The sequence below is a fragment of the Hymenobacter segetis genome (assembly GCF_054776495.1).
In genome coordinates this window covers 304,308-324,134 of the sequence record NZ_BAAHBV010000001.1, presented here as the reverse complement: position 1 = coordinate 324,134, position 19,827 = coordinate 304,308, and the positions used below count along the sequence as shown (strand labels likewise).

Genomic DNA, 19,827 nt, shown 5'->3' with positions numbered 1-19,827 from the left:
CGCTTCTGAATGCGTTGCGGACCACAGCTGTGTCGAAATCGTATCCACATTTCAGAATTCTGGTCAATGCTTACCGCCTCAATCCGGCTATCCGCTCATTTCCACCCATTTTATCAATCTAATTATCAACCTAGTGAGTAAACACTTACAGATAGTGAGCTAACACTCATTTTACAATAAAAAATCTTCTCTACCTTTGTCTCGCTGTCGAACAACATCTCACCCGTTTGCCAGGCAGCCAAATTCCCACGTTCTGTTTAACCAGATGAACTCCCACCCCGTCTGGCAACATTTGCTGAAAATGACGTTGCCTTCGCGCTAGAAGGTTCCAACAACGAGTTTATCAGCCTATTACAGCCGGCTAAGTCGAACTATTTCGATTTAGCCGGCTGTACCTTTTGGGGGTAATCCGAGCCGTGGGCGTTTCAAGCCGCCTAACCGGTGTTACTTTACCTAAAACACGTATTTTCCCTGGTTCGAAGCAGTTTTGGTTCGGGCTTTCAACTTCTTCATCCGGTCTGGCCAATGACCAGTCATTCTAAAATCGAACAAACGGCCCTGCAGCTCTTCGGTGAGCGCGGGTACGACAATACCTCCACCCTGCTCATTGCGAAGACGGCTGGGGTTTCCGAAGCCTTGTTATTCAAGTATTTCCTGAGCAAAGAGAAGCTTTTTGAATACCTGATTAAGCAGGGCTTTCAGCGCATTGTGGAAGCCAACCGCGGAATTCTGGCGGAGAAAGACCCGCGGGCGCTGATTGAGAAAACCATCGACCTGCCCTACAAGCTGGTGCACGACGAGCCTGACTTCTGGAAAGTGCAGGACAAGGAATTCAGCAAGCCACTGGTGCAGAAATACTTTCAGCGCTTCATGAGCCCTATTGATAGTCTGCTCAAGCAGGCGTTTGAGCAGCTCGGCACCGATGACCCGGAGATGATGACGTTGCGACTGCTATTACTTATCCAAAGCCTGTGGCGCAACCTGCTATATGAACACGACGAAAGCCTGCTGCGCGTGGGCGAGCACCTCAAGAAAACCTATGTGCAAGGACTGCCGCTACCCGGATAATGGGTGGCTGCTAAAAAAACGCGCCTTGTGTCCTCCATCCATCAATTAATTGATTGACAGAGCATCTGGCATCGGCTACTTCTCATTGAACGGGTACTTACCGGGGCCGGCGCGTGACGGCTTCAGGTTGTTTACATCTACGGGCCCCAATTTTGCGTTGGTAAAAGTGCCGTCCACTTTTTTTGCCCATGCCCCATCACGCCGTCCACCGCTTGTTGCGCCCGCTGTTGGTTTGGCGGGCACGCCACATCAGCGAACGGATGTATATGCTCATTCTGAGCGTGTTGGTGGGGGCAGCGGCGGGCTTGGCGGCGGTATTGCTCAAGAATTCGGTGCATTGGGGGCAGGAAATGCTGCGCATGGGCATTTCGGAGCCCAACCGGGTGTTTGCGCTTTCGGTGTACCCGGTTATCGGCATTACGCTCACGGTGCTGTTTACCAAGTGGTTTCTGGGCGGGCAGCTGGGGCGTGGCATTGCCCCGATTATCTATAACACAGCCCGCGAGGGCAGCGTGGTGCCGCGCTCGAAACTGTATTCGCAGCTCATCACGGCTTTTTTCACGGTCACGTTTGGCGGCTCGGCTGGTACTGAGGCCCCGATTTCGGTGACCGGCGCGGCCATTGGCTCCAATGCCGGGCGGGTGCTGCACCTGGACCGGCGGCGGCGGCGCCTGCTCACGGGTTGCGGGGCGGCGGCGGGCGTGGCGGCCATCTTCAACTCGCCCATCGCGGGGGTGCTATTTGCCGTCGAAACCATTCTGCTGGAGCTGCCGGCGCAGTATTTCATCCCGCTGCTGATTTCTTCGGCCACTGCCACGGTGATATCGAAAGCGCTTTACGCGGGCCAGCCGTTCGTGCTCATCACCACCAGCTGGCCGGTTGATGCGGTGCCATTTTACGTGCTGCTGGGGCTTTTTACGGCCTTCTTCTCGGTTTACATGATTCGGACCTACCATTGGTTCGACCACTTTTTTGAGCGCTGGCCGGGGCTGGACTGGCGCAAGGTGCTCATCGCGGGCGCGGCGCTGGGTGGGCTCATCTTCCTGTTTCCGACGCTGTATGGTGAGGGCTACAACACGGTGGAGTTGCTGCTGCGCGGCCACGCCGACCACATCACGGACGGCAGTATATTCTCTGTTTATCAAGATAATAATCCCTGGCTGCTGCTGGTGCTGGTACTGTTCAGCATGATGCTGAAGGTGGTGGCCACAAGCATTACGGTGGGCGGCGGCGGCAATGGCGGCATGTTCGGCTCGTCGCTGTTTGCGGGGGCGATGGCGGGATTTTTCTTCGCCCGGCTTATCAATCTGAGCGGGCTGGTGCACATTCCGGAGGTGCATTTTGTGGTGCTGGGCATGGCGGGCACACTGGCGGGCGTGATTCACGCTCCGCTTACGGCCATTTTCCTCATTGCTGAGATTACGGGCGGCTACGCACTTTTTGTGCCGTTGATGGTGGTTACGAGCAGCTCTTATCTGATTACCAAGTACTTTGAACCCTACTCGGTGTACACCCGCAAGCTTACGCTGAAAGGCGTGGACGTGTATGCCAACCGCGACCGCGGCCTGCTGGCCCAATTGGACCCGCGCAAGCTGCTCGAAACCGATTTCATTCCCGTGCGGCCCAAAACCACGCTGGGCGAATTGGTGGAAATTTTCCGTCACTCCTCGCGCAATCTGTTTCCAGTGGTAGCGGCGGGGGGGCGGCTGCTGGGCGTGGTCAGCCTCGATTCAGTGCGCGATGCGCTTTTTGATGATGCTCACTACGGCACCACGAGCGTGCGTGAGCTGATGAAGCCAGCCCCGGCCGTGGTAGGTCCCAATGATAATCTGGAGCACACCTTAAGCTTGCTGGACCGTCACAATGCCTGGGCGCTGCCAGTGTGTGAGGAGGATGGTCGCTACCTGGGCTTCATCCTGAAATCGGCCATTCTGGCGCGTTATCGCAAGCAGCTTATTCAGGAGAGCGAGGCGTGAGTATGAAAAGTGTAGCCATTGTGGGAGGTGGACCAGCGGGCCTAATGGCGGCCCAGCGGCTGGCTGAGCGCGGCTGGCAAGTGCAGCTTTTTGAAGCTCAGGCCACTGTGGGGCGCAAGTTTCTGGTGGCCGGGCACGGCGGCTTCAATTTGAGCAACGCGGAGGATGCTACGCTCTTTGCCGGCCGCTACGGCGCGGAACGCGCCCGCTTCGGGGCTTTACTGGAACACTTCTCGGCTGCTGACCTGCGGGCCTGGGCGGCCGATTTGGGCATCGAAACCTTTGTGGGAACAAGCGGCCGCATCTTCCCGGTAGCGGAGCACAAGCCGGCCGATTTACTACGCGCCTGGCTGGGGCGGCTGCGCGAGTTGGGAGTAGAAATCAACACCCGCCACCGCTGGCTGGGCTTTGCGGGTAACATGGGCCTGCACCTGCGTGACGAAAACGCCGGCACTGGCATGGGCCGCACGTTCATCATCGAGCCCACCGCCACGGTGCTGGCGCTGGGCGGCGCGAGCTGGGCCAAAACCGGCTCCGATGGCGCGTGGGTGCCGCTGCTCCAGGAAATCGGGGTGCCGGTAGTGCCCTTTGCCCCGGCCAACTGCGGCGCGGAAGTCGCATGGTCAGCCTTCTTCCAGGAGAAAGTGGGCCGGACACCGCTCAAAAACATTGCCCTGCGCGTGAACGAAGGGCCTGCTGTGCGCGGTGAGCTCATGCTCACGGACTACGGCGTGGAAGGAACACCGGTATACGCCCTCACCCCGCAGGTGCGGGCGGCGCTGGTAGCAGGCGGCCCAGCCGTGCTGCACCTAAACCTTAAACCCGACTTGCCCCCTGCCACGCTCCTGCAGAAACTTCGGCAGCCGCGCGGCAAAGCCTCTTTCCCCGAGTTTCTGAAAAAAGCCCTCCACTTGGGGCCACCCATTCCCACGCTGCTGCGAGAGGTAGCGCCCGAGGCAGCAACCTTAGAACCGGAAGCCTTGGCGGCGCTACTCACGGCCTTGCCATTACCCGTCACGGGCCTGCGGCCACTGGATGAAGCTATTTCCACGGCGGGCGGCATTGCTTTCTCCGCGGTGGATGATAAGCTGATGTTGCGGCAACGGCCGGGGACCTTCGTGGCCGGCGAGATGCTGGACTGGGAAGCGCCGACTGGTGGCTACCTGTTGCAAGGCTGCTTCAGCACCGGAGCGTGGGTGGCGCGGGCCATCAGCGAAGACTGGCGTTTGGGAAACCGTTAACCGTTAAGGCTTACCGATTCGCGCGAATTTCTTCTTATAGCTTCGTTTTCGTCCTAGCTTTTTCCTCCGCTTCGCGCAGGATTTCGCGGGCTTCGCCGAGCAGGCGGCGGCCGGGGCTCAGCTCGTCGCGGGCAATGAGGGCGAAGAGCAGGAAGAACGACACCAGCGGCAGCAACCAGCCCAGCGCAAACCACAGCCAGAACGACCGGCCCCGACTGTGAGCGCAGTACCCGGTCAGAATCGGGATAAAAGAAATGGCCACCGCCATCACAAAAAGCATGTCGACGAAGAGCATAAGCTTGCGAGGGATGGGGAGGTGAGGGAGAGGCGGCTACGGCCGGCGGCGTGGTACCGAAGATACGACTTGTGCAGCCTTTAAGAGAAATGCTGGAAGCACTTAGGCAGGAAATTTGTTTCGGCGCACCACTATCCATCTTTTTTTTGCGTAGTTCGGGGCGAAGCCGGGTCCGCGACGGGTCCCGACCGTTCTGTATTTGCCCATGTGGGAACACCAAAGCCTGTTTCGCGTTTCTGCCCAACTCTTTGCTGAGGGGGTTTTTAATCTCCTCGACCGCAGCCTGCGGCCCGAGGTTTTCTTATTAGGATTTGCTTCCGCGAAGGAAGGCGACGAGCCCGATGCCGTGGTGCTGGAACCTACTTCCGTGCGCTATTCGCCCGCCGATTTCCGGGACGTAAAAGTCAAGGCCACCGCCCTCGAAGCCGACAAAGGACCTCAGGGCTCCGTGTACCACCTGCACCCCAACGACCACGACCGGTTCGAGAAGCAGCACTGGTACGAGCTCATGTGCCAGGCCACCGAAACCACCCTGCAAGGCCTCACCGCCAGCCGCCACGAAAGCCGCCGCTCGTTCTGCTCCACCCCGGTGAGTTTGCAGGGCTACCTCGTGACGGTGGTGCTCCAGCTCTCGGCCGAGTGCTACGATAATTATTACGCCCTGCCCAAGCCCGGCTCGGGCCGCCCCGCCAACCTGCCCCACGCGGCCGTGCTGGAGTTCATGCACGACTGCACCCGCGCCCTGCGCGAAGCCGACACCGCCGACAACGACCAGCCCGTCCTCGACCGCGACTACAACGAAGTCCTCCGCTCGGCCGGCCGCCGGCTGATGCTGCGCGTGGCCCCCGCCGGCACCCACGGCCTCTACGACGCCTGCAACGGCGTAGCCGCCCTGCGCCACGAGGGTGACGAAGGCATCGGCACGATGCTGGTGAGCCGCCGCCAGCACCCGGCCGTGGTGCCCGTGCTCACCCTGGAAACGCCCGTTCCCATGCGCGACCACCGCTCCATCCGCAAGCTGCTGGAGCTGAGTGAAGGCCACACCGCCCTGATTTCGGACGCCTCGCACGTCTTCGGCCTGGGCCAGCTCGTGCCCGAGTCCGACTCGCAGTTTGAGCCGCTGGTCACGGTCCATTTCACCAACCACTACAGCTGGGAGGTGAGCCACGCCGGCCACGTTCTCATGCGCGTGGTGAGCAACACGCCCCGCCTGCCCCAGGGCCAGGTCGCGGCCGATAACTTCGCCCGCATCGTCCGCATCGTGTTTCCGGCGCTGGACCGCGACAGCATCGGCTACCTCTGGGACCTCGCCCAACAGGCTACCACCCAGCCCAACGGCACCATCCTGGTCATCACCACCGGGGCCGCCAACGAGGCCAAGCGACTCACCCGCCAAAGCTTCCGCGTAGTCCCGCGCATCATGACGCCCTCCGTGCTGCGCCTAGTCACCAACATCGACGGGGCCGTGCTCATCGAACCCAACGCCATGTGCCACGCCATCGGCGTCATCCTTGACGGTCTGGCCACCGAAAAAGGCGACTCCTCCCGTGGCTCCCGCTACAACGGTGCCCTGCGCTACGTGAATAGCAGCAAGTACCCCGTGTTGGCCGTAGTAGTGAGCGAGGATGGCTGGATTGACTTGCTGCCGAGCTAGCGTCTGTCATTGCGAGGCGGAGCCGAAGCAATCCGTCCTGTCAAAACCAGACCCTTTCTTTTACCACAAAACCCCGATACTTCGCAGTACCGGGGCTTTTTGTGTTTAAAAAAACTTTATCACATCTCAGGGTTGGTCGCATTCAGAGGACGGATTGCCGCGTTCCGCTGCGCTCCACTCGCAATGATAGTCGTTACCCGTTCACCGAGCCCATCATCGCCGCCGGGTACCGCAGCCCCGCCGCCGCCTTGCCCTTCGGTGCAATCTCATCCAGCTGCGCCAGCTCGTCCTTCGTCAATTCCACTTCCAGCGCCCCCAGATTCTCCTCCAGATATTTCACGCGCTTGGTGCCCGGAATGGGCACCACGTCCTCGCCCTGCGCCAGCACCCAGGCCAAGGCCAACTGACTGGCGGTGCAACGCTTCTGCTTCGCCAAGTCATTGATGCGGGTCACCAAATCCAGATTTTTCTGAAAGTTCTCGCCTTGGAAGCGGGGCGTGTGGCGGCGGTAGTCGTCCTCGGCCAGGTCCTCGAAGCGCTTAATCTGGCCCGTGAGGAAGCCCCGGCCCAGCGGCGAATACGGCACGAAGCCCACTCCCAGCTCGCGCACGGTGGGTAAAATCTCGTCCTCCGGCTCGCGGCTCCAGAGCGAATACTCGGTTTGCAGCGCAGCGATGGGGTGTACCGCCACGGCCCGGCGCACGGTGGCCGGCGCGGCCTCGCTCAGGCCCAGAAAGCGCACTTTGCCCTCCTCCACCAGCCGGCTCATGGCCCCCACGGTTTCCTCGATGGGCGTGCTGGGGTCCACGCGGTGCTGGTAATATAGGTCGATATAATCGGTGCCGAGGCGCTTGAGGCTGGCTTCGCAGGCCGATTTCACGTACTCGGGCCGGCCGTTGATGCCGCGCCGGGTGGGGTCGTTGGGGTCGCGCTGAATGCCGAATTTGGTGGCCAGAATCACGCTGTCGCGCTTGCCTTTGAAGGCGCGGCCCACCAGCTCCTCGTTTTTGTAGGGGCCATACATATCGGCCGTATCGAAGAACGTCACGCCCAGCTCCAGGGCGCGGTGCAGGGTGCGGGTACTTTCGGCATCGTCCTGGCCGCCGTAGAAATCGGACATGCCCATGCAGCCCAGGCCCAGGGTCGATACAGTGAGGCCGGAGCGGCCCAGTTGACGGGTTTTCATATGGTGGTGGTTTGGTGGATGAGTGGAATGGTGGATGAAAATTTGTCATCCTGAGCGTAGCGAAGGACCTTATCGCCGCTGAGCTGTTTGCAGTAATTCGACCAGCGCAATCATGATAAGGTCCTTCGCTACGCTCAGGATGACAAACCGGTTGACTCCGGTTTTTGATTTCGCACTTTTTTCCTCGGTCCCGCCACGACTCTCCTCGGTCCCGCCACAGCCTTCCTCCCTGCCGCCACGACTCTCCTCGCTCCCGCCTCACCGTCCCTCGGTCCCACCCCGATGTTCCTCGGTCCCGCCCCACCCATCCTCGGTCCCGCCACGGCTTCCCTCCCTGCCGCCCCAACCTTCCTCGGTACCGCCACGGGCTTTCCCGGTCCCGCCACAGTCTTCCTCCCTCCCGCCTCACCGTTCCCTCACGGCCGCCGGCCGTACCTTTGCCTCGTGAAAAGCCCCTTTAAAAATGCGCTCCGCGCCGCCGTAGTGGCCTCGGTGCCGGTATTGGCCGCCTGCTCCTCTCCCAACAAGCCCATCGCCGAAAACGGCGCGGCCTCGCCCGTCAGCGCCGCCGAAATGGCCCTCATGAATCAGCACGACTCCCTGATGGCCCAAACCAGCCAGCTCTACGAGCTCAAGGCCAAGCTCTCCGGTTACCATTCCGAGGCCCCCGCGCCCTACATCCACGGCCTGCTGGCCGCCGATAAGGCCATGATGAGCTGGATGCACCAGTACAAAGCCCCCGATACCACGGCCACGGCCGCCACCCGCCTCGCCTATTTCCAGCAGCAGAAGCTGATTCTCGACGCCGTGCAGCGCCAGTACAAGGCCACTATCGACTCGGCCACCCGCTTCCACAATGAGCACCCCGCCGCCGGCGAAGTGCTGCCCCCCGCTTCCAAATAACCCCGCCCATGTTCAATCGCCTGCTGTTGCTGCCCGCGCTGGCCGCCACCCTGCTCACCACCGCCTGCACCGAGCCGCCCAAGGAAGCCGCCAAACTGCCCATCATGGGCGAGCGTGACGTGCAGCCCCGCGCCGACGGCGGCCCCGCCGATACCGTCTTCGCCACCGTGCCCCGGTTCCGCCTCGTCGACCAGGCCGGCCAGACGCTCACTAACCAAACCTTCGCCGGCCGGGCCTACATCGCCGATTTCTTCTTCGCCACCTGCCCCGGCATCTGCCCCAAAATGCAGGCCGAGCTGTTGAAAGTGTACGCCAAATACGGCCAGGACCCGCGCCTGACCATCCTCTCGCACACCATCGACCCGGCCCACGACACCATCCCCGTCCTCAAAGACTACGCCCAGCGCCTCGGCATCACCGATGCCAACCGCTGGCACTTCGCCACCACCGGTGCCCACGGCGAGCCCACCGCCAAAGACACCGTTTTCCAGCTGGCCAAAGCCTACTTCACCGCCGCTATGCCCGACCAGCAGGCCCCCGGCGGCTTCGCCCACAACGGCACCTTCGCCCTCGTGGACGACCAGGGCCACATTCGCGGCCTCTACGACAGCCTCAACCCCAAGGAAGTGGCTAGGTTAATGGCCGAAATCCCGGTGCTATTGGCCGAAATCGACAGCCGCAAAAAGGGCGTGGCCGGGAAGTAGTAGACGATGTAGGGGCGGGGTCGTACCCGGTAGGGCCTGCCCCCGCCCGCCGTTGAACGGCACCGTTGTAATGATGCGAACGTCCGGGCGGGGGCAGGCCCTACCGGGTACGACCCCGCCCCTACATCGCTAACCGTGCTCTAACCTGAGTTCCCTGCTATTTCAATGCCCTTCCGCCCCTGCTTTCTGCTCGCAGCCCTCCTCCTGCTCCTCCCCGGCTGCTTCAGCAACAACCGCCACCAAGGCGAAAAGCTCTACGCCCAGCACTGCGCCAGCTGCCACGGCGACCAGGGCCAGGGCCTCGCCCGCCTCATCCCGCCCCTGGCCGAATCCGATTACTTAGTAGACCACCGCGCCGAGCTGGCCTGCCTGCTTCGCAACGGCCAGAATGAGGTCATTGTAGTCAACGGCGTCGGCTACCACAACATCATGCCCAGCAACAAGGGCCTGAGCCCCGCCCAGCTCACCAACCTGCTCAACTACATCGAGAGCCACTGGGGCAATGAAGGCGCTCCCCGCACCATTAATGACGTGCAGGCCCAGATTGATAAGTGCCATTGAGGGGGCAAAATGCTTGATAAAAGCACGTCATGCTGAGCGTATTCGAAGCATCTCTACCGCGCAACTAATTCCAATCGAAAGGAATAGCATTGCGGTAGAGATGCTTCGAATACGCTCAGCATGACGTGCTTTTTTCCGCGTTGTCATCGTCCTTAATCCCCATTCCACCCTCCCAAAACCCATTTTTCGCCGTAGATTGCACCTCAATCCACCAGCAAAACTGAATTCCCCATGGGCCTGCTCGACTTCCTCAAAAACAAACCCGCCGACGAAAAGCCGGCCGCTCCTGCCACCCCCGCCACCCCTTCGGCCCCGGCCGAAAAGCCCGCCGGCGGCCCCCGTTACCAGGGCGCCAAATTCACGGCCCCGGTAGAGCCCGAGCCCGCCGTGCCCACCTTCCAGATGCCCGAGCCGGAGCCCTTCCCCTTCGAGCCCCAGAACGTGCTGGAGCAGCTCCTGCTGCTGGCCGCCACCGATGAAAACGCCCGCCCCGCCTTCTACCAGGCCCTGCTGCAGGAAGAAATCCTGATGATTCTGGCCCCCATGGAAGGCATCGGCACCGGCGAAGTTGTCCTCGCCGAAGGCCAGGAAATCCAGCTCCAGATTCTCAACGACGGCAAGCTGCCCATCTTCTCCTCGCCCCCCCGCCTCACCGACGGCGGCGTGGACAACGGCGCCGTGAGTTACGTGCGCATCCCCGGCCACGCCTTCTTCAACATGGTGCAGGGCCAGGACTGCGTGCTGAACCCCTTCTCGCCCGCCGGCAAGCTCCTGCCCAAAGACGAATTAGCCGCCCTGCTCAATGGCCAGCTCACCGGCCCGCTCTCGCCCGCCGGCGGCGATGCCCAGGTGATGCTCAGCCAGCCCGCCGAAGCCCCCACCGCCGTCACCGACGCCATTGCTGCCTGGGCCGCCACCCAGCCCCACATCGAAGCCGCCTACGTGGCCCAGATGCAGCTGGCCAACAACCCTGACGTGCCCCGCCTGCTCCTCGCCTTCATCAGCTCCAACCCCGACCCCAGCTTCATGCAGGAGCTCGGCCCCGTGCTCGAAGGCAAAACCAACGTGTACCAGTTCGTCGATTTGATGCTGCTGGATGTGACTTCGGAAGAGGGTGTGAACCCGTATTTCAAAACGATTGAGCCGTTTTATAAAAAGTAAGTAGAACATCAAACTCCCCTCCTTACCAAGGAGGGGATGTTTTCGCGCCAGCGAAAACGGGGGTGGTTGTGGCGTGTGCGCCGGTCGGAACGTATTCCCTCCAGACGTGCAAACGCCCACAACCACCCCCGTTTGGCTTTCAGCCAAACATCCCCTCCCTGGTAAGGAGGGGAGTTGCGTTCACTCCCGTAAGTTTACCTCCATGAAACTCGCCGCCCTCCTCCTGCTCGCGCCCTTCGCCGCCCTCGCCCAAAAGCCCGCCCCGCTCCTGCCGCCCGCCGACCCTACCATTCAAAAACTGGTCGATGAAATCTCAGCCAAAAACCTCGAAGCCGATATCCGCAAGCTGGTTTCCTTCGGCACGCGCCACACGCTGAGCGACACCCAGAGCCCCACGCGCGGCATCGGCGCGGCCCGCAACTGGGTCAAAAGCGAGTTCGAGAAATACAGCAAAGCCGGCGGCGGAAGAATGACCGTCGAGATGGACACCTTCACCGTGAAGCCCGACGGCCGCCGCATCAACAAGCCCGTGCTCATGGCCAACGTGCTGGCCACCCTGCCCGGCACCGACCCCACCGATACCCGCGTCATCCTCGTCAGCGGCCACATCGACTCCCGCGTTTCGGACGTGATGAACGCCACCGCTGACGCACCCGGGGCCAACGACGACGGCTCCGGCACCGTGCTGGTGATGGAGCTGGCCCGCGTGCTGGCCGGCCAGACGTTTCCCTGCACCCTCAAATTTGTGGCCGTGCAGGGCGAAGAGCAGGGACTCTACGGCTCCGGCCACCTCGCCGAGCGCGCCAAAAAGGAAGGCTGGAATCTGATTGCGATGCTGAACAATGACATCGTGGGCAACTCCCACGGTTTCGACCCCGAAATCAGCGACGACAAACACTTGCGCGTGTTCAGCGAAGGCGTGCCGGCCAATGAAACGCCCGAGCAGGCCAAAATCCGCCGCCAGCTCAGCTCCGAAAACGACGCACCCAGCCGCCAGCTGGCCCGCTACGCTGCCCGCATGGCCCAGCTCTACGGCCACGGCCACCAGGTCGCCATTGAGTACCGGCCCGACCGCTTCCTGCGCGGCGGCGACCACACACCCTTCAACCAGCAGGGCTTCGCCGCCGTCCGCTTCACCGAGATGAACGAGGATTTCACCCACCAGCACCAGGACCTGCGCACCGAAAAGGGCCGCGCCTACGGCGACGTAACCGAAGGCGTGGACTTCGCCTACCTGCGCCGCAACGCCGGCGTGAACCTCGCCACCATGGCCGGCCTGGCCCTGGCCCCCGCCGCCCCCGCCAAGGTCGAAGTCCTCACCGCCAACCTCACCAACCGCACCGAGCTGCGCTGGCAGGCCCCCGCCACCGGCCCCAAACCCAGCAGTTACGTGGTGCTGGTGCGCGAAACCAGCGCCCCCCAGTGGCAGCAGCGCTTCCCCGTTTCCGATACCAAAGCCGACCTGCCCATCAGCAAGGATAATTTCATTTTTGGCGTGGTGAGTATTGATGCCGCCGGACACGAAAGTGTGGCGGTGTTGCCGGTAGTGGGGCGGTAAGTTTCAAGCTTAATCCAGCAAAAAGCTCATGCCTGTAAAAAAGGAATATGACGTTGAATCTTCAAGACTTGCAAAGGCAATTGATTTGGCAATTGATGCATTTAAAACCTTCCCACCCACAGCCTTTTCAAAAGAGAATATCGAGCACTTCGCAAATACTTATACTGAGTGGAAAATTTCCATTTTAAATCCAGCACCTGCATACAGAAATATTCGGTCTCTTGATTACAGAGCAGCAGACGTCTTTACTTTCTTTCAGGAATCAACTGGTGAAGCGGTTGAATACTTCTGGGGGAAAGTTCACGCAGAAGAGTTGGGCTATTTGCGTGAGGACAAACTGCGCAAAATTCTAAATCGTGGGAAAATTAAAGGGCTGATTGAGTATGACTACGCGGTTGATTTAATTAATGCTACCGAACAAGAAGGCCGTATTTCAACAGCGGAATCCGCAAAATTGAATGGTATGATTGGGACATTCGCCAACCGAAAACGCAAGTAGCTATTCTCCCTATTCGTTTACCATATTCTCCGGTTGTAATGCTCGCATCCCAACAGCGATACATCTCCCAAAACCTCACTAACCCCTTTTGGTCATGTCGCTGTCCGTTATTCTCCTCATCATTGTGGCGCTCCTCCTCTCCGGTATTCGCATTGCGCAGGAATACGAGCGGGCAATTGTATTTCGATTGGGCCGGTTTGTGGGCGGGCGCGGGCCGGGATTGTACTGGATAATCCCGTTTATCGAGCGCCAGCAGACCATTGATATCCGCACCAAAACCGTGGATTTGGAGCAGCAGGAAACCATCACCAAGGATAGCGTGACCATTAAGGTGAACGCCGTGCTGTGGTTTCGGGTGGTGAATCCGGCCGATGCCATTATTAAGGTGGCCAATTTTAACCAGGCGGTTTATCAATTGTCGGTTACGGCGCTGCGCAATATCATCGGCCAGCACCAACTGGATGAGGTGTTGCGGGAGCGTGCCGCCATCAACGCTTCGCTGATGCAGATTGTGGACGCGGCCACCGAAAACTGGGGCGTAAAGATTGAGCTGGTCGAAATCAAGGACGTGGAAATCCCGGAATCCATGCAGCGGGCCATGGCGCGTGAGGCGGAAGCTATTCGGGAGAAGCGCGCCCGCATCATCAAAGCTGAGGCAGAGCTGGAAGCCTCGATAAAACTCACGCAGGGCGCATTGGAAATGGAGAAAAGCCCCATCGCGCTGGAGCTGCGCCGGATGCAGATGCTGTCGGAAATCGGTATTGATAATAATACCACGACGGTGGTGCTTATTCCGTCTGAATTTACCAACGCGGCCAAAAGCTTCACGCAAATGGTCAGCCAACAGGAAAAATAATTGCGCCGCCGGGCAACCAACGGCCTAATTTGGCAATCTACCGAGACGAAATCACCCTTTTTTCTTCCTTTTATTTATGAACAAACATTTCCTTTCCTGCCTCGGCTTTTGCTTGCTGGGTTTTACGGCCCAGGCTCAGTGGGTTGGCCAATCCGTCGGCTTTGCGCCCAATATAGCGCCCTTCTACATTGATGCGGTGGATGCAAACACGGCCTGGACCGTGGGCACGGGCACTTCGAGTACCTACTCGATACCTCAGGTGGCCCGCACCGTGAACGCCGGCCAGAACTGGACGGTCACCAACCTGCCCATCCAAACCGGTGCGGATGAGGACTTCACGGCCCTCTCGGCCATTAGTGCTTCCACGGCCTGGATTACTACGTTTCTGAACAACAATACGGGCGGCCGCATCCTCCGCACCACCGACGGCGGCCAGACGTGGACCATTCAGAACAGCGCCACCGTGTATGCCAGCGCCAGCAGCTACCCGGACCTGATTCACTTTTTCTCGGCCACCGATGGCCTGACCGTGGGCGACCCGCTGCCCGGGACCAACCAGATGGAGATGTATACCACGGCCGACGGTGGCCTCACCTGGGCCCCGGTGGCCGCCCCGCCCGCTGCCCCGCTGGGGGAATATCCGGTGAATACTGCGCCCGCAGCGGTGGGCAACCACATCTGGTTCGTCACCACGGAGGGACGCGTATTTCACTCGCCGGACAAGGGCCTGACCTGGACCGTAGCCACCGCCGCCCCCAGTCTGGGTGGTCCGGCTACCCTCTCCTTCCGCGATGCCCAGAATGGGCTACTCTGCACGCTGGATGCCCTGGGGGGCCTCAACCACGGCCTATACCGCACCACCGACGGCGGTGCTACCTGGACTGCCGTTACCTACTCCGGCCCCTTGCACGGCGCGGGCCTGAGCATGGTGCCCGGCACCAGCCAGTACGTTTCGACCGGCATCGACTTTGGCAACGGCGACCAGGGCTCCTCCTACTCGCGCGACAACGGCCAGACCTGGGTGGCGCTCGAAAACACCTTCAACCACATCGGGGCCGAGTTTGTGAGCCCCACCGTGGGCTGGTCGGCGGGCATCCAGATTAAGTCTACGGGCATCACGGGAGTTGTGAACCGCTACAGCGGCACGGCCCTGGCCACCCGCACCGATGCCGGCCTGCAAGCCAGCCTCACGGTATCGCCCAACCCGGCCCTGGGCGGACGCTTCACCCTGCAAGCCGCCCGCACCACGGCCAACCCCGCCACCGTGCGCGTGCTGGACGTGGCCGGCCGCCTCGTGCAAACGCAAGCCTGGACCAGCGCCACGCCCCTCGCCCTCGACCTGAGCCGCGAGCCCGCCGGCATCTACGTGCTGGAGGTGCAGGCCGCCAGCGGCACTGCCCGCCAGAAAGTGGTGGTGCAGTAATTCTTGTTTGGCTCTTACAAAAAAACGCCCCGCAAATAATGCGGGGCGTTTTTTTGTGCCGCAATAAATAGGGCAACGGGTTGCAGAAGAGCTATTTCTTCGCGCCGGCCGCCGTCAGCACTTCCTGATTCAGGCGCGTGTATTCGGCTTTCGATACTTCGTTTTTATCATCCTTCACGAACTCCATTGACTTGTTGGCGGCGGCGATGGCCTCTTGATTTTTGCCCTGTTTTTGGAGCAGCTTGGCTTTCCAGTAGTAGGCGTAGTAGCTGTTGGGGTTGGCTTTGATGGATTCATCGAGCCAGCCGATGGCGGTAGTGAGGTCTTTGCCGGTATTGTAATAATACTGCGCGGCCGAGACGTAGGGCTTCTTTTCGCCCTTCATGGCCTGCTCAATCTGGCCCATCACTACGCGGTCAGGGTCGGCCACGATTGGCAGCGCCACCTGGGTGCGGTCCCAAGTCATAACGAGGTCGGCGGAGGCGGGCTTGAGGTTTTCCACGGTCAGGCTCATGGTTTCGACGGGGGCGGCCAGCTTGGTGGGTTTGGCTTTCACGCGCAGCACGTCGAGCGCCTGCTTGTACTCGTAGGAGCCCCACTGGGCGGTGTCGCGGTTCAGGATGAAGGTCCACTCCTTCGCATCGGGGATGGTGAGCAGGGCGTAGGCCCCGGCCGGCACCACCTGGCCGTTGATTTTCACCTCCTCGCCAAAGCGCACTTTGGTGATGGTGTTGGCCCCCGTGCGCCACACCGTGCCATACGGAGTCACCCCGCCGAAGGCCGTGCGGCCCCGCAGCGAGGGCCGCGAGTACGTCAGGTCGATGTAGGATGTGGAGAAGTTCTGGTGGATGTGGGTGGTCGGGCTCAGCGGTGGGATGCTGAACTTGGTTTGGGCCTGCGCCACGGTGGTGGTGAGCAGCAGGCTGGCGGCGAGCAGGTGTAAGGCGTGTTTCATAGGCGCAAAGATGCTGATTCAGCGTCAGGGTTGCGGGCACGCGTGCGGCAGTAGCCAAACAAGCGCGCCACCAGGCCGTTACACCAAAGTGGGAGCGCCGCCACACGTTCCACGCCCCCGCCGCGACCTTATGAAAATCCTGCTCACCGGGGCCACCGGCTACATTGGCCAGCGCCTGCTGCCGCTGCTGGCCGAGGCCGGCCACGACATCATCTGCCTGGTGCGCGACCCGCGCCGCTTTGCCCTGCCCGAAACACTGCCCGAAGCCTTGCACCCGCATGTGAGCGTGGTGAAGGGCGACCTGCTCCGGCCCAAGACTCTGGCCGCCGTACCCACCGATATTGATGTGGCCTACTACCTCGTGCACTCCATGAGCGGCGGCAACGAGGACTTTTTCCAGCAGGAGCAGCAGTCGGCGCAGCATTTCACCGACTACCTCAATACCACCACGGCCCGGCAGGTCATCTATCTCTCCGGCATTGCCAACGACCACGACCTGAGTGTGCACCTGCGCTCGCGCCGCGCCGTGGAAAACGTGCTGAGCGCAGCTACCACGGCCCGGCTCACTGTGCTGCGGGCCAGCATCATCATTGGCTCAGGGTCGGCTTCGTTTGAAATCATTCGGGATTTAGTGGAGAAGCTGCCGGTGATGGTGACGCCGCGCTGGCTGAACTCGCGCTGCCAACCCATTGGCATTCGGGATATCATGTTCTACCTCACCAATGTGCTGGATAATCCGGCCTGCTTCGGACGGGCCTTTGATGTGGGCGGGCCGGATGTGCTCACCTACCGCGAAATGCTGCTGGGCCTGGCAGCCGAGCGCGGCTACAAGCGCTGGATTGTGACAGTGCCCGTGCTCACGCCCCGGCTGTCGTCGTGGTGGCTTTATCTGGTCACGAGCACCACCTTTTCCCTGGCCCAAAGCCTGGTCGAAAGCCTGAAAAACGACACCATCTGCGACCCCAAAAACAGCATCAGCGCCGTGATTCCGCATACCTGCATGGACTACCGCGCGGCCCTGGCCCTGGCCTTCCAGCGTATCGAGCAAAACGAGGTGGTGAGCAGCTGGAGCGACGCGCTGAGCTCCGGCGTGATGCGCCAGAATTACATGGACGCCATCCAGATTCCCAAAAACGGCATGTTCTTCGACCGCCAGCTCATGCCCTTCACTCGGCCGGTGGCGGAGGTGCTGGACAATATCTGGCGCATCGGCGGCGAGCGGGGCTGGTACAAAACCGACTGGCTCTGGCGCATCAGGGGGCTCATGGACAAGGCTGTGGGCGGCGTGGGCTTGCGCCGGGGCCGGCGCTCGCCCAGCCGCCTGCGCGCCGGCGACCCGCTCGATTTCTGGCGCGTGTTGGTAGCCGATAAAGCCGGCCGTCGCCTCCTGCTCTACGCCGAAATGAAGCTCCCCGGCGAGGCCTGGCTCCAGTTCCGCATCCTCGACCAGCCCGATGGCTCGCACGCCGTGGAGCAGCTGGCCGCCTACCGCCCGCGCGGCCTGGCCGGGCGGCTGTACTGGTACTCGGTGCTGCCATTTCACGGCATTATTTTCAAAGGCATGGTGAAGAATCTGGTGGAATACCGGGAGAGCGCGGCACCGCCGACACATCAGCCGGAGCTGGCTCAGTCATGAAGTTTTCAGCACGGTATAAAGTCTAAATAATCCCATATTATCCATTGTATTACAGTTATTTAATTTTTTATTATAACTGATTCAAGAGTCTGATACTTGCACAAATTGGGTTGCAATATCTTTAGGTAGAAAGGTAAGTTTAGGGGCTGCTATCCACAGAGCCTCTTAACTGACCCTAACCATGACGCTACCTTACACGCCGGGCCACGACTACTACACGCCGTTTTACCTACTGGCCACGCTCACCAATGTGTTGCTGCTGCTCTGGGAAGGCTGGCGGCGCGGCTTCCCGCTCCGCCCTTGGCTGACGCTGGTGGCGGCCAGCAGCCTGGCCCTCATCCTGGGAACCAAGCTCATCACCCACCCGGTGGGCGACTGGAGCAGCCTGCTGTTCAGCAACGCGCCAACCGACACGGCGCGCTCCATTCTGGGCGGTAGCCTGGCGGCGGCGCTGACGGTAGTAGCCCTGCGCCGCTGGCTGGGCCTGGGCTGGGCCGTGCTCGATGCGCTGGCCCTGCCGCTGTGCGCAGCGCTGGTGGTGCAGTGCGTGGGCTGCGTGCTCACGGGCTGCTGCTTTGGGGAGCCTACTACCGGAGTCTGGGGACTTACCTATGCAGCCGGCACATTGCCGTGGTATTGCCAGGTGCAGGCGGGCCTACTGCCAACTACGGCCTTACACAGCCTGCCGGTGGCCCCCACGCAACTGCTGGCCCTGCTGCTGTGCGCGGCGGTGGGCGGCGTGCTACTGGCCACCCGCAAGCGGCGCTGGCCGGTGGGCTCGTGGCTGTTGCTGCAAACGGGGCTGCTGCTGCTGGGGCGCTTTGCGCAGGCTTTCTGGCGCGATGCGGCCAGCGAGCCGGTGGCGGGCGATGTTCATTCGGTGCTGGGTGCCCGGTGGCTGGAGCTGCAGATGTGGCTGCTGCCGCTGGGGTTGCTGGCGCTGGGGCTTTGGGTGTGGCGCGTGCGGCGGCCGTCTGCCTCGCCTATTTATAAGTTCGAAGCTGCCCAGCCGGTGCCAGCTAGCCGCTATCTATTGGTGCTGGTGGGCCTGCTGGGTCTCACGGCGGCACTGTCGGCTACTGCGCTCACACAACCCGAAACCACGGTGGTGAGGGGGTTGCTATTGATGGTGCTAGCCGTGGAGGCGAGTCAGCTTTTGGCTAGCGGTTCGACCCGGCTGGTTAACCAATCCACTATTTGGTCGTTGGACTTTCTGCATTCTCTGCCATTGCCGCGCTTGCTGCCGGTAGGGTTGGCCGCCACGGTATTTGTGCTCACCAGCCAAAGCCCGGCCCCAGACTCGGTGCGGACGGTTGATATCGCAGTGGGAGGCCTGACTGGCGGCTTCACGCAGGATTCTTTCTATGATGTCAGCAGTAGCGGCAGTGGCTGCGACAGTTCCCCGGGCTCTCAAATTCCAGCATCGCGCGATGGGTATAAGCACCGCTACCGCGCCGCCGGTGGGCAGGTGGCCTACCAAGTGCACCCAGGTGGCCGCGCCACGCTGGGCACGGTCGGCATGGGCGTGTGGGCAGGTACCGACGTGGTGAGCTATGCTCCACAAGCTCTACGAGGCGCAATTACTATTCCCGACGCGGCCCCAACGCGCACCTATCAACTGCTCGATATCAATCCTTTCGTAGAGGGTCACTTCCGTTTCAATCCCGCCAAAGACTTCAGTATTGGGTATCACGCGGGCCTTCATATCGGCAAGCTGGCTTTTGGCTCGCCCAAGCGTGCGGAGCCAGAATTGCGCCCTACCTACAATGTGATGCCCGATGTGCAGCTCTGGTTGGGCAGTCGGCGCTGGTTCTACGGCCAGTTTGATGGGGGCTACGGCGCGGGTAGCATCGGCAATTATTATTCCCGGTTGGGCTTGGGTTCTGGCTTTGGCTCGAAGCGCGGCGGCACGCTCCTGGCGGGCCTTGCATTTCCCTCGCTTGGTTCGGTACCGTTGAATCCGAACATGGCCGCAACGCTCAGTTCGGCCAGCGAACTGCCCACCATGGGCTTCCTAAGTGCCAACATCCGCCTGCCTGCGGGTACTGGCTTCAGCGCCTTCAGCCTTGAACCGTATTTTGCGACTGACTTCGACCAGCAGCGCCTACTCAGCCTGCGCCTGCATTACCAATTTCAGGTTGGCCATTAAGT

Annotated in this window: 17 protein-coding genes; 14 read left to right on the top strand and 3 right to left on the bottom strand. The window is 61.2% G+C overall.

Features of this window, described 5'->3' with window-relative positions:
• Positions 1-525 precede the first annotated feature (525 nt).
• The 3 genes from ACYU70_RS01410 to ACYU70_RS01400 all read left to right on the top strand — a co-directional run bounded on the left by ACYU70_RS01410 (position 526) and on the right by ACYU70_RS01400 (position 4,285).
• Positions 526-1,068: a TetR/AcrR family transcriptional regulator gene (locus ACYU70_RS01410; RefSeq protein WP_342295763.1), complete on the top strand. Its 543-nt coding sequence runs from the start codon at positions 526-528 to the stop codon at positions 1,066-1,068.
• A 188-nt stretch (positions 1,069-1,256) separates the two neighbouring features.
• A complete protein-coding gene (locus tag ACYU70_RS01405) occupies positions 1,257-3,044 on the top strand; it encodes a chloride channel protein (RefSeq protein WP_342295761.1) in 1,788 nt (595 codons plus the stop codon).
• 2 nt (positions 3,045-3,046) lie between these two features.
• Positions 3,047-4,285: a BaiN/RdsA family NAD(P)/FAD-dependent oxidoreductase gene (locus tag ACYU70_RS01400; RefSeq protein ID WP_342295840.1), complete on the top strand. Its 1,239-nt coding sequence runs from the start codon at positions 3,047-3,049 to the stop codon at positions 4,283-4,285.
• A 34-nt stretch (positions 4,286-4,319) separates the two neighbouring features.
• Here ACYU70_RS01400 and ACYU70_RS01395 read toward each other — a convergent pair whose 3' ends face one another.
• Positions 4,320-4,580 carry a hypothetical protein gene (locus ACYU70_RS01395; protein ID WP_342295759.1) on the bottom strand — a complete coding sequence of 87 codons (261 nt, stop codon included), beginning with the start codon at positions 4,578-4,580 and terminating at the stop codon, positions 4,320-4,322.
• A gap of 205 nt (positions 4,581-4,785) precedes the next feature.
• Here ACYU70_RS01395 and ACYU70_RS01390 point away from each other — a divergent pair, with 205 nt between their 5' ends.
• Entirely contained in the window at positions 4,786-6,234 is a 1,449-nt protein-coding gene (locus ACYU70_RS01390) for a diadenylate cyclase (RefSeq protein ID WP_342295757.1), read from the top strand.
• Positions 6,235-6,427: 193 nt separating this feature from the next.
• Here the strand turns inward: ACYU70_RS01390 and ACYU70_RS01385 are convergent, their stop codons facing one another.
• Positions 6,428-7,420 carry an aldo/keto reductase gene (locus ACYU70_RS01385; RefSeq protein ID WP_342295756.1) on the bottom strand — a complete coding sequence of 331 codons (993 nt, stop codon included), beginning with the start codon at positions 7,418-7,420 and terminating at the stop codon, positions 6,428-6,430.
• 444 nt (positions 7,421-7,864) lie between these two features.
• Between ACYU70_RS01385 and ACYU70_RS01380 the strand changes: the two genes are divergently transcribed.
• The 8 genes from ACYU70_RS01380 to ACYU70_RS01345 all read left to right on the top strand — a co-directional run bounded on the left by ACYU70_RS01380 (position 7,865) and on the right by ACYU70_RS01345 (position 15,085).
• Positions 7,865-8,323 carry a hypothetical protein gene (locus ACYU70_RS01380; protein ID WP_342295755.1) on the top strand — a complete coding sequence of 153 codons (459 nt, stop codon included), beginning with the start codon at positions 7,865-7,867 and terminating at the stop codon, positions 8,321-8,323.
• 8 nt (positions 8,324-8,331) lie between these two features.
• Positions 8,332-9,027, top strand: a complete 696-nt coding sequence (locus ACYU70_RS01375) for an SCO family protein (protein ID WP_342295754.1) — start codon at positions 8,332-8,334, stop codon at positions 9,025-9,027.
• A gap of 165 nt (positions 9,028-9,192) precedes the next feature.
• Positions 9,193-9,588 (top strand): c-type cytochrome, encoded by a 396-nt coding sequence (locus tag ACYU70_RS01370; RefSeq protein WP_342295752.1) that lies wholly within the window; start codon positions 9,193-9,195, stop codon positions 9,586-9,588.
• Positions 9,589-9,819: 231 nt separating this feature from the next.
• Entirely contained in the window at positions 9,820-10,749 is a 930-nt protein-coding gene (locus tag ACYU70_RS01365; RefSeq protein ID WP_342295750.1) for an enhanced serine sensitivity protein SseB C-terminal domain-containing protein, read from the top strand.
• Positions 10,750-10,951: 202 nt separating this feature from the next.
• A complete protein-coding gene (locus ACYU70_RS01360; protein WP_342295749.1) occupies positions 10,952-12,307 on the top strand; it encodes a M28 family peptidase in 1,356 nt (451 codons plus the stop codon).
• A gap of 28 nt (positions 12,308-12,335) precedes the next feature.
• Complete coding sequence (locus ACYU70_RS01355) at positions 12,336-12,806, top strand: hypothetical protein (protein ID WP_342295747.1); 471 nt, start codon at positions 12,336-12,338, stop codon at positions 12,804-12,806.
• A gap of 94 nt (positions 12,807-12,900) precedes the next feature.
• Positions 12,901-13,662, top strand: a complete 762-nt coding sequence (locus tag ACYU70_RS01350; RefSeq protein WP_342295746.1) for a slipin family protein — start codon at positions 12,901-12,903, stop codon at positions 13,660-13,662.
• A gap of 76 nt (positions 13,663-13,738) precedes the next feature.
• On the top strand, positions 13,739-15,085 hold the full coding sequence (locus ACYU70_RS01345; protein WP_342295744.1) for a T9SS type A sorting domain-containing protein: 1,347 nt from the start codon (positions 13,739-13,741) through the stop codon (positions 15,083-15,085).
• Positions 15,086-15,176: 91 nt separating this feature from the next.
• Here the strand turns inward: ACYU70_RS01345 and ACYU70_RS01340 are convergent, their stop codons facing one another.
• Positions 15,177-16,040 carry a DUF2911 domain-containing protein gene (locus tag ACYU70_RS01340; RefSeq protein ID WP_342295742.1) on the bottom strand — a complete coding sequence of 288 codons (864 nt, stop codon included), beginning with the start codon at positions 16,038-16,040 and terminating at the stop codon, positions 15,177-15,179.
• 130 nt (positions 16,041-16,170) lie between these two features.
• Here ACYU70_RS01340 and ACYU70_RS01335 point away from each other — a divergent pair, with 130 nt between their 5' ends.
• A complete protein-coding gene (locus tag ACYU70_RS01335; protein ID WP_342295740.1) occupies positions 16,171-17,676 on the top strand; it encodes an SDR family oxidoreductase in 1,506 nt (501 codons plus the stop codon).
• 181 nt (positions 17,677-17,857) lie between these two features.
• On the top strand, positions 17,858-19,825 hold the full coding sequence (locus tag ACYU70_RS01330) for a prolipoprotein diacylglyceryl transferase family protein (protein WP_342295738.1): 1,968 nt from the start codon (positions 17,858-17,860) through the stop codon (positions 19,823-19,825).
• Positions 19,826-19,827 lie beyond the last annotated feature (2 nt).

Excerpts from the sequence above, each read along its gene's own strand:
- ACYU70_RS01355 (WP_342295747.1), top strand. The coding sequence starts at position 12,336 with ATGCCTGTAAAAAAGGAATATGACGTTGAATCTTCAAGACTTGCAAAG.
- ACYU70_RS01410 (WP_342295763.1), top strand. The coding sequence starts at position 526 with ATGACCAGTCATTCTAAAATCGAACAAACGGCCCTGCAGCTCTTCGGT.
- ACYU70_RS01370 (WP_342295752.1), top strand. The coding sequence starts at position 9,193 with ATGCCCTTCCGCCCCTGCTTTCTGCTCGCAGCCCTCCTCCTGCTCCTC.
- ACYU70_RS01365 (WP_342295750.1), top strand. The coding sequence starts at position 9,820 with ATGGGCCTGCTCGACTTCCTCAAAAACAAACCCGCCGACGAAAAGCCG.
- ACYU70_RS01385 (WP_342295756.1), bottom strand. The coding sequence starts at position 7,420 with ATGAAAACCCGTCAACTGGGCCGCTCCGGCCTCACTGTATCGACCCTG.
- ACYU70_RS01330 (WP_342295738.1), top strand. The coding sequence starts at position 17,858 with ATGACGCTACCTTACACGCCGGGCCACGACTACTACACGCCGTTTTAC.
- ACYU70_RS01395 (WP_342295759.1), bottom strand. The coding sequence starts at position 4,580 with ATGCTCTTCGTCGACATGCTTTTTGTGATGGCGGTGGCCATTTCTTTT.
- ACYU70_RS01390 (WP_342295757.1), top strand. The coding sequence starts at position 4,786 with ATGTGGGAACACCAAAGCCTGTTTCGCGTTTCTGCCCAACTCTTTGCT.
- ACYU70_RS01335 (WP_342295740.1), top strand. The coding sequence starts at position 16,171 with ATGAAAATCCTGCTCACCGGGGCCACCGGCTACATTGGCCAGCGCCTG.
- ACYU70_RS01345 (WP_342295744.1), top strand. The coding sequence starts at position 13,739 with ATGAACAAACATTTCCTTTCCTGCCTCGGCTTTTGCTTGCTGGGTTTT.
- ACYU70_RS01400 (WP_342295840.1), top strand. The coding sequence starts at position 3,047 with ATGAAAAGTGTAGCCATTGTGGGAGGTGGACCAGCGGGCCTAATGGCG.
- ACYU70_RS01375 (WP_342295754.1), top strand. The coding sequence starts at position 8,332 with ATGTTCAATCGCCTGCTGTTGCTGCCCGCGCTGGCCGCCACCCTGCTC.
- ACYU70_RS01405 (WP_342295761.1), top strand. The coding sequence starts at position 1,257 with ATGCCCCATCACGCCGTCCACCGCTTGTTGCGCCCGCTGTTGGTTTGG.
- ACYU70_RS01360 (WP_342295749.1), top strand. The coding sequence starts at position 10,952 with ATGAAACTCGCCGCCCTCCTCCTGCTCGCGCCCTTCGCCGCCCTCGCC.
- ACYU70_RS01350 (WP_342295746.1), top strand. The coding sequence starts at position 12,901 with ATGTCGCTGTCCGTTATTCTCCTCATCATTGTGGCGCTCCTCCTCTCC.
- ACYU70_RS01340 (WP_342295742.1), bottom strand. The coding sequence starts at position 16,040 with ATGAAACACGCCTTACACCTGCTCGCCGCCAGCCTGCTGCTCACCACC.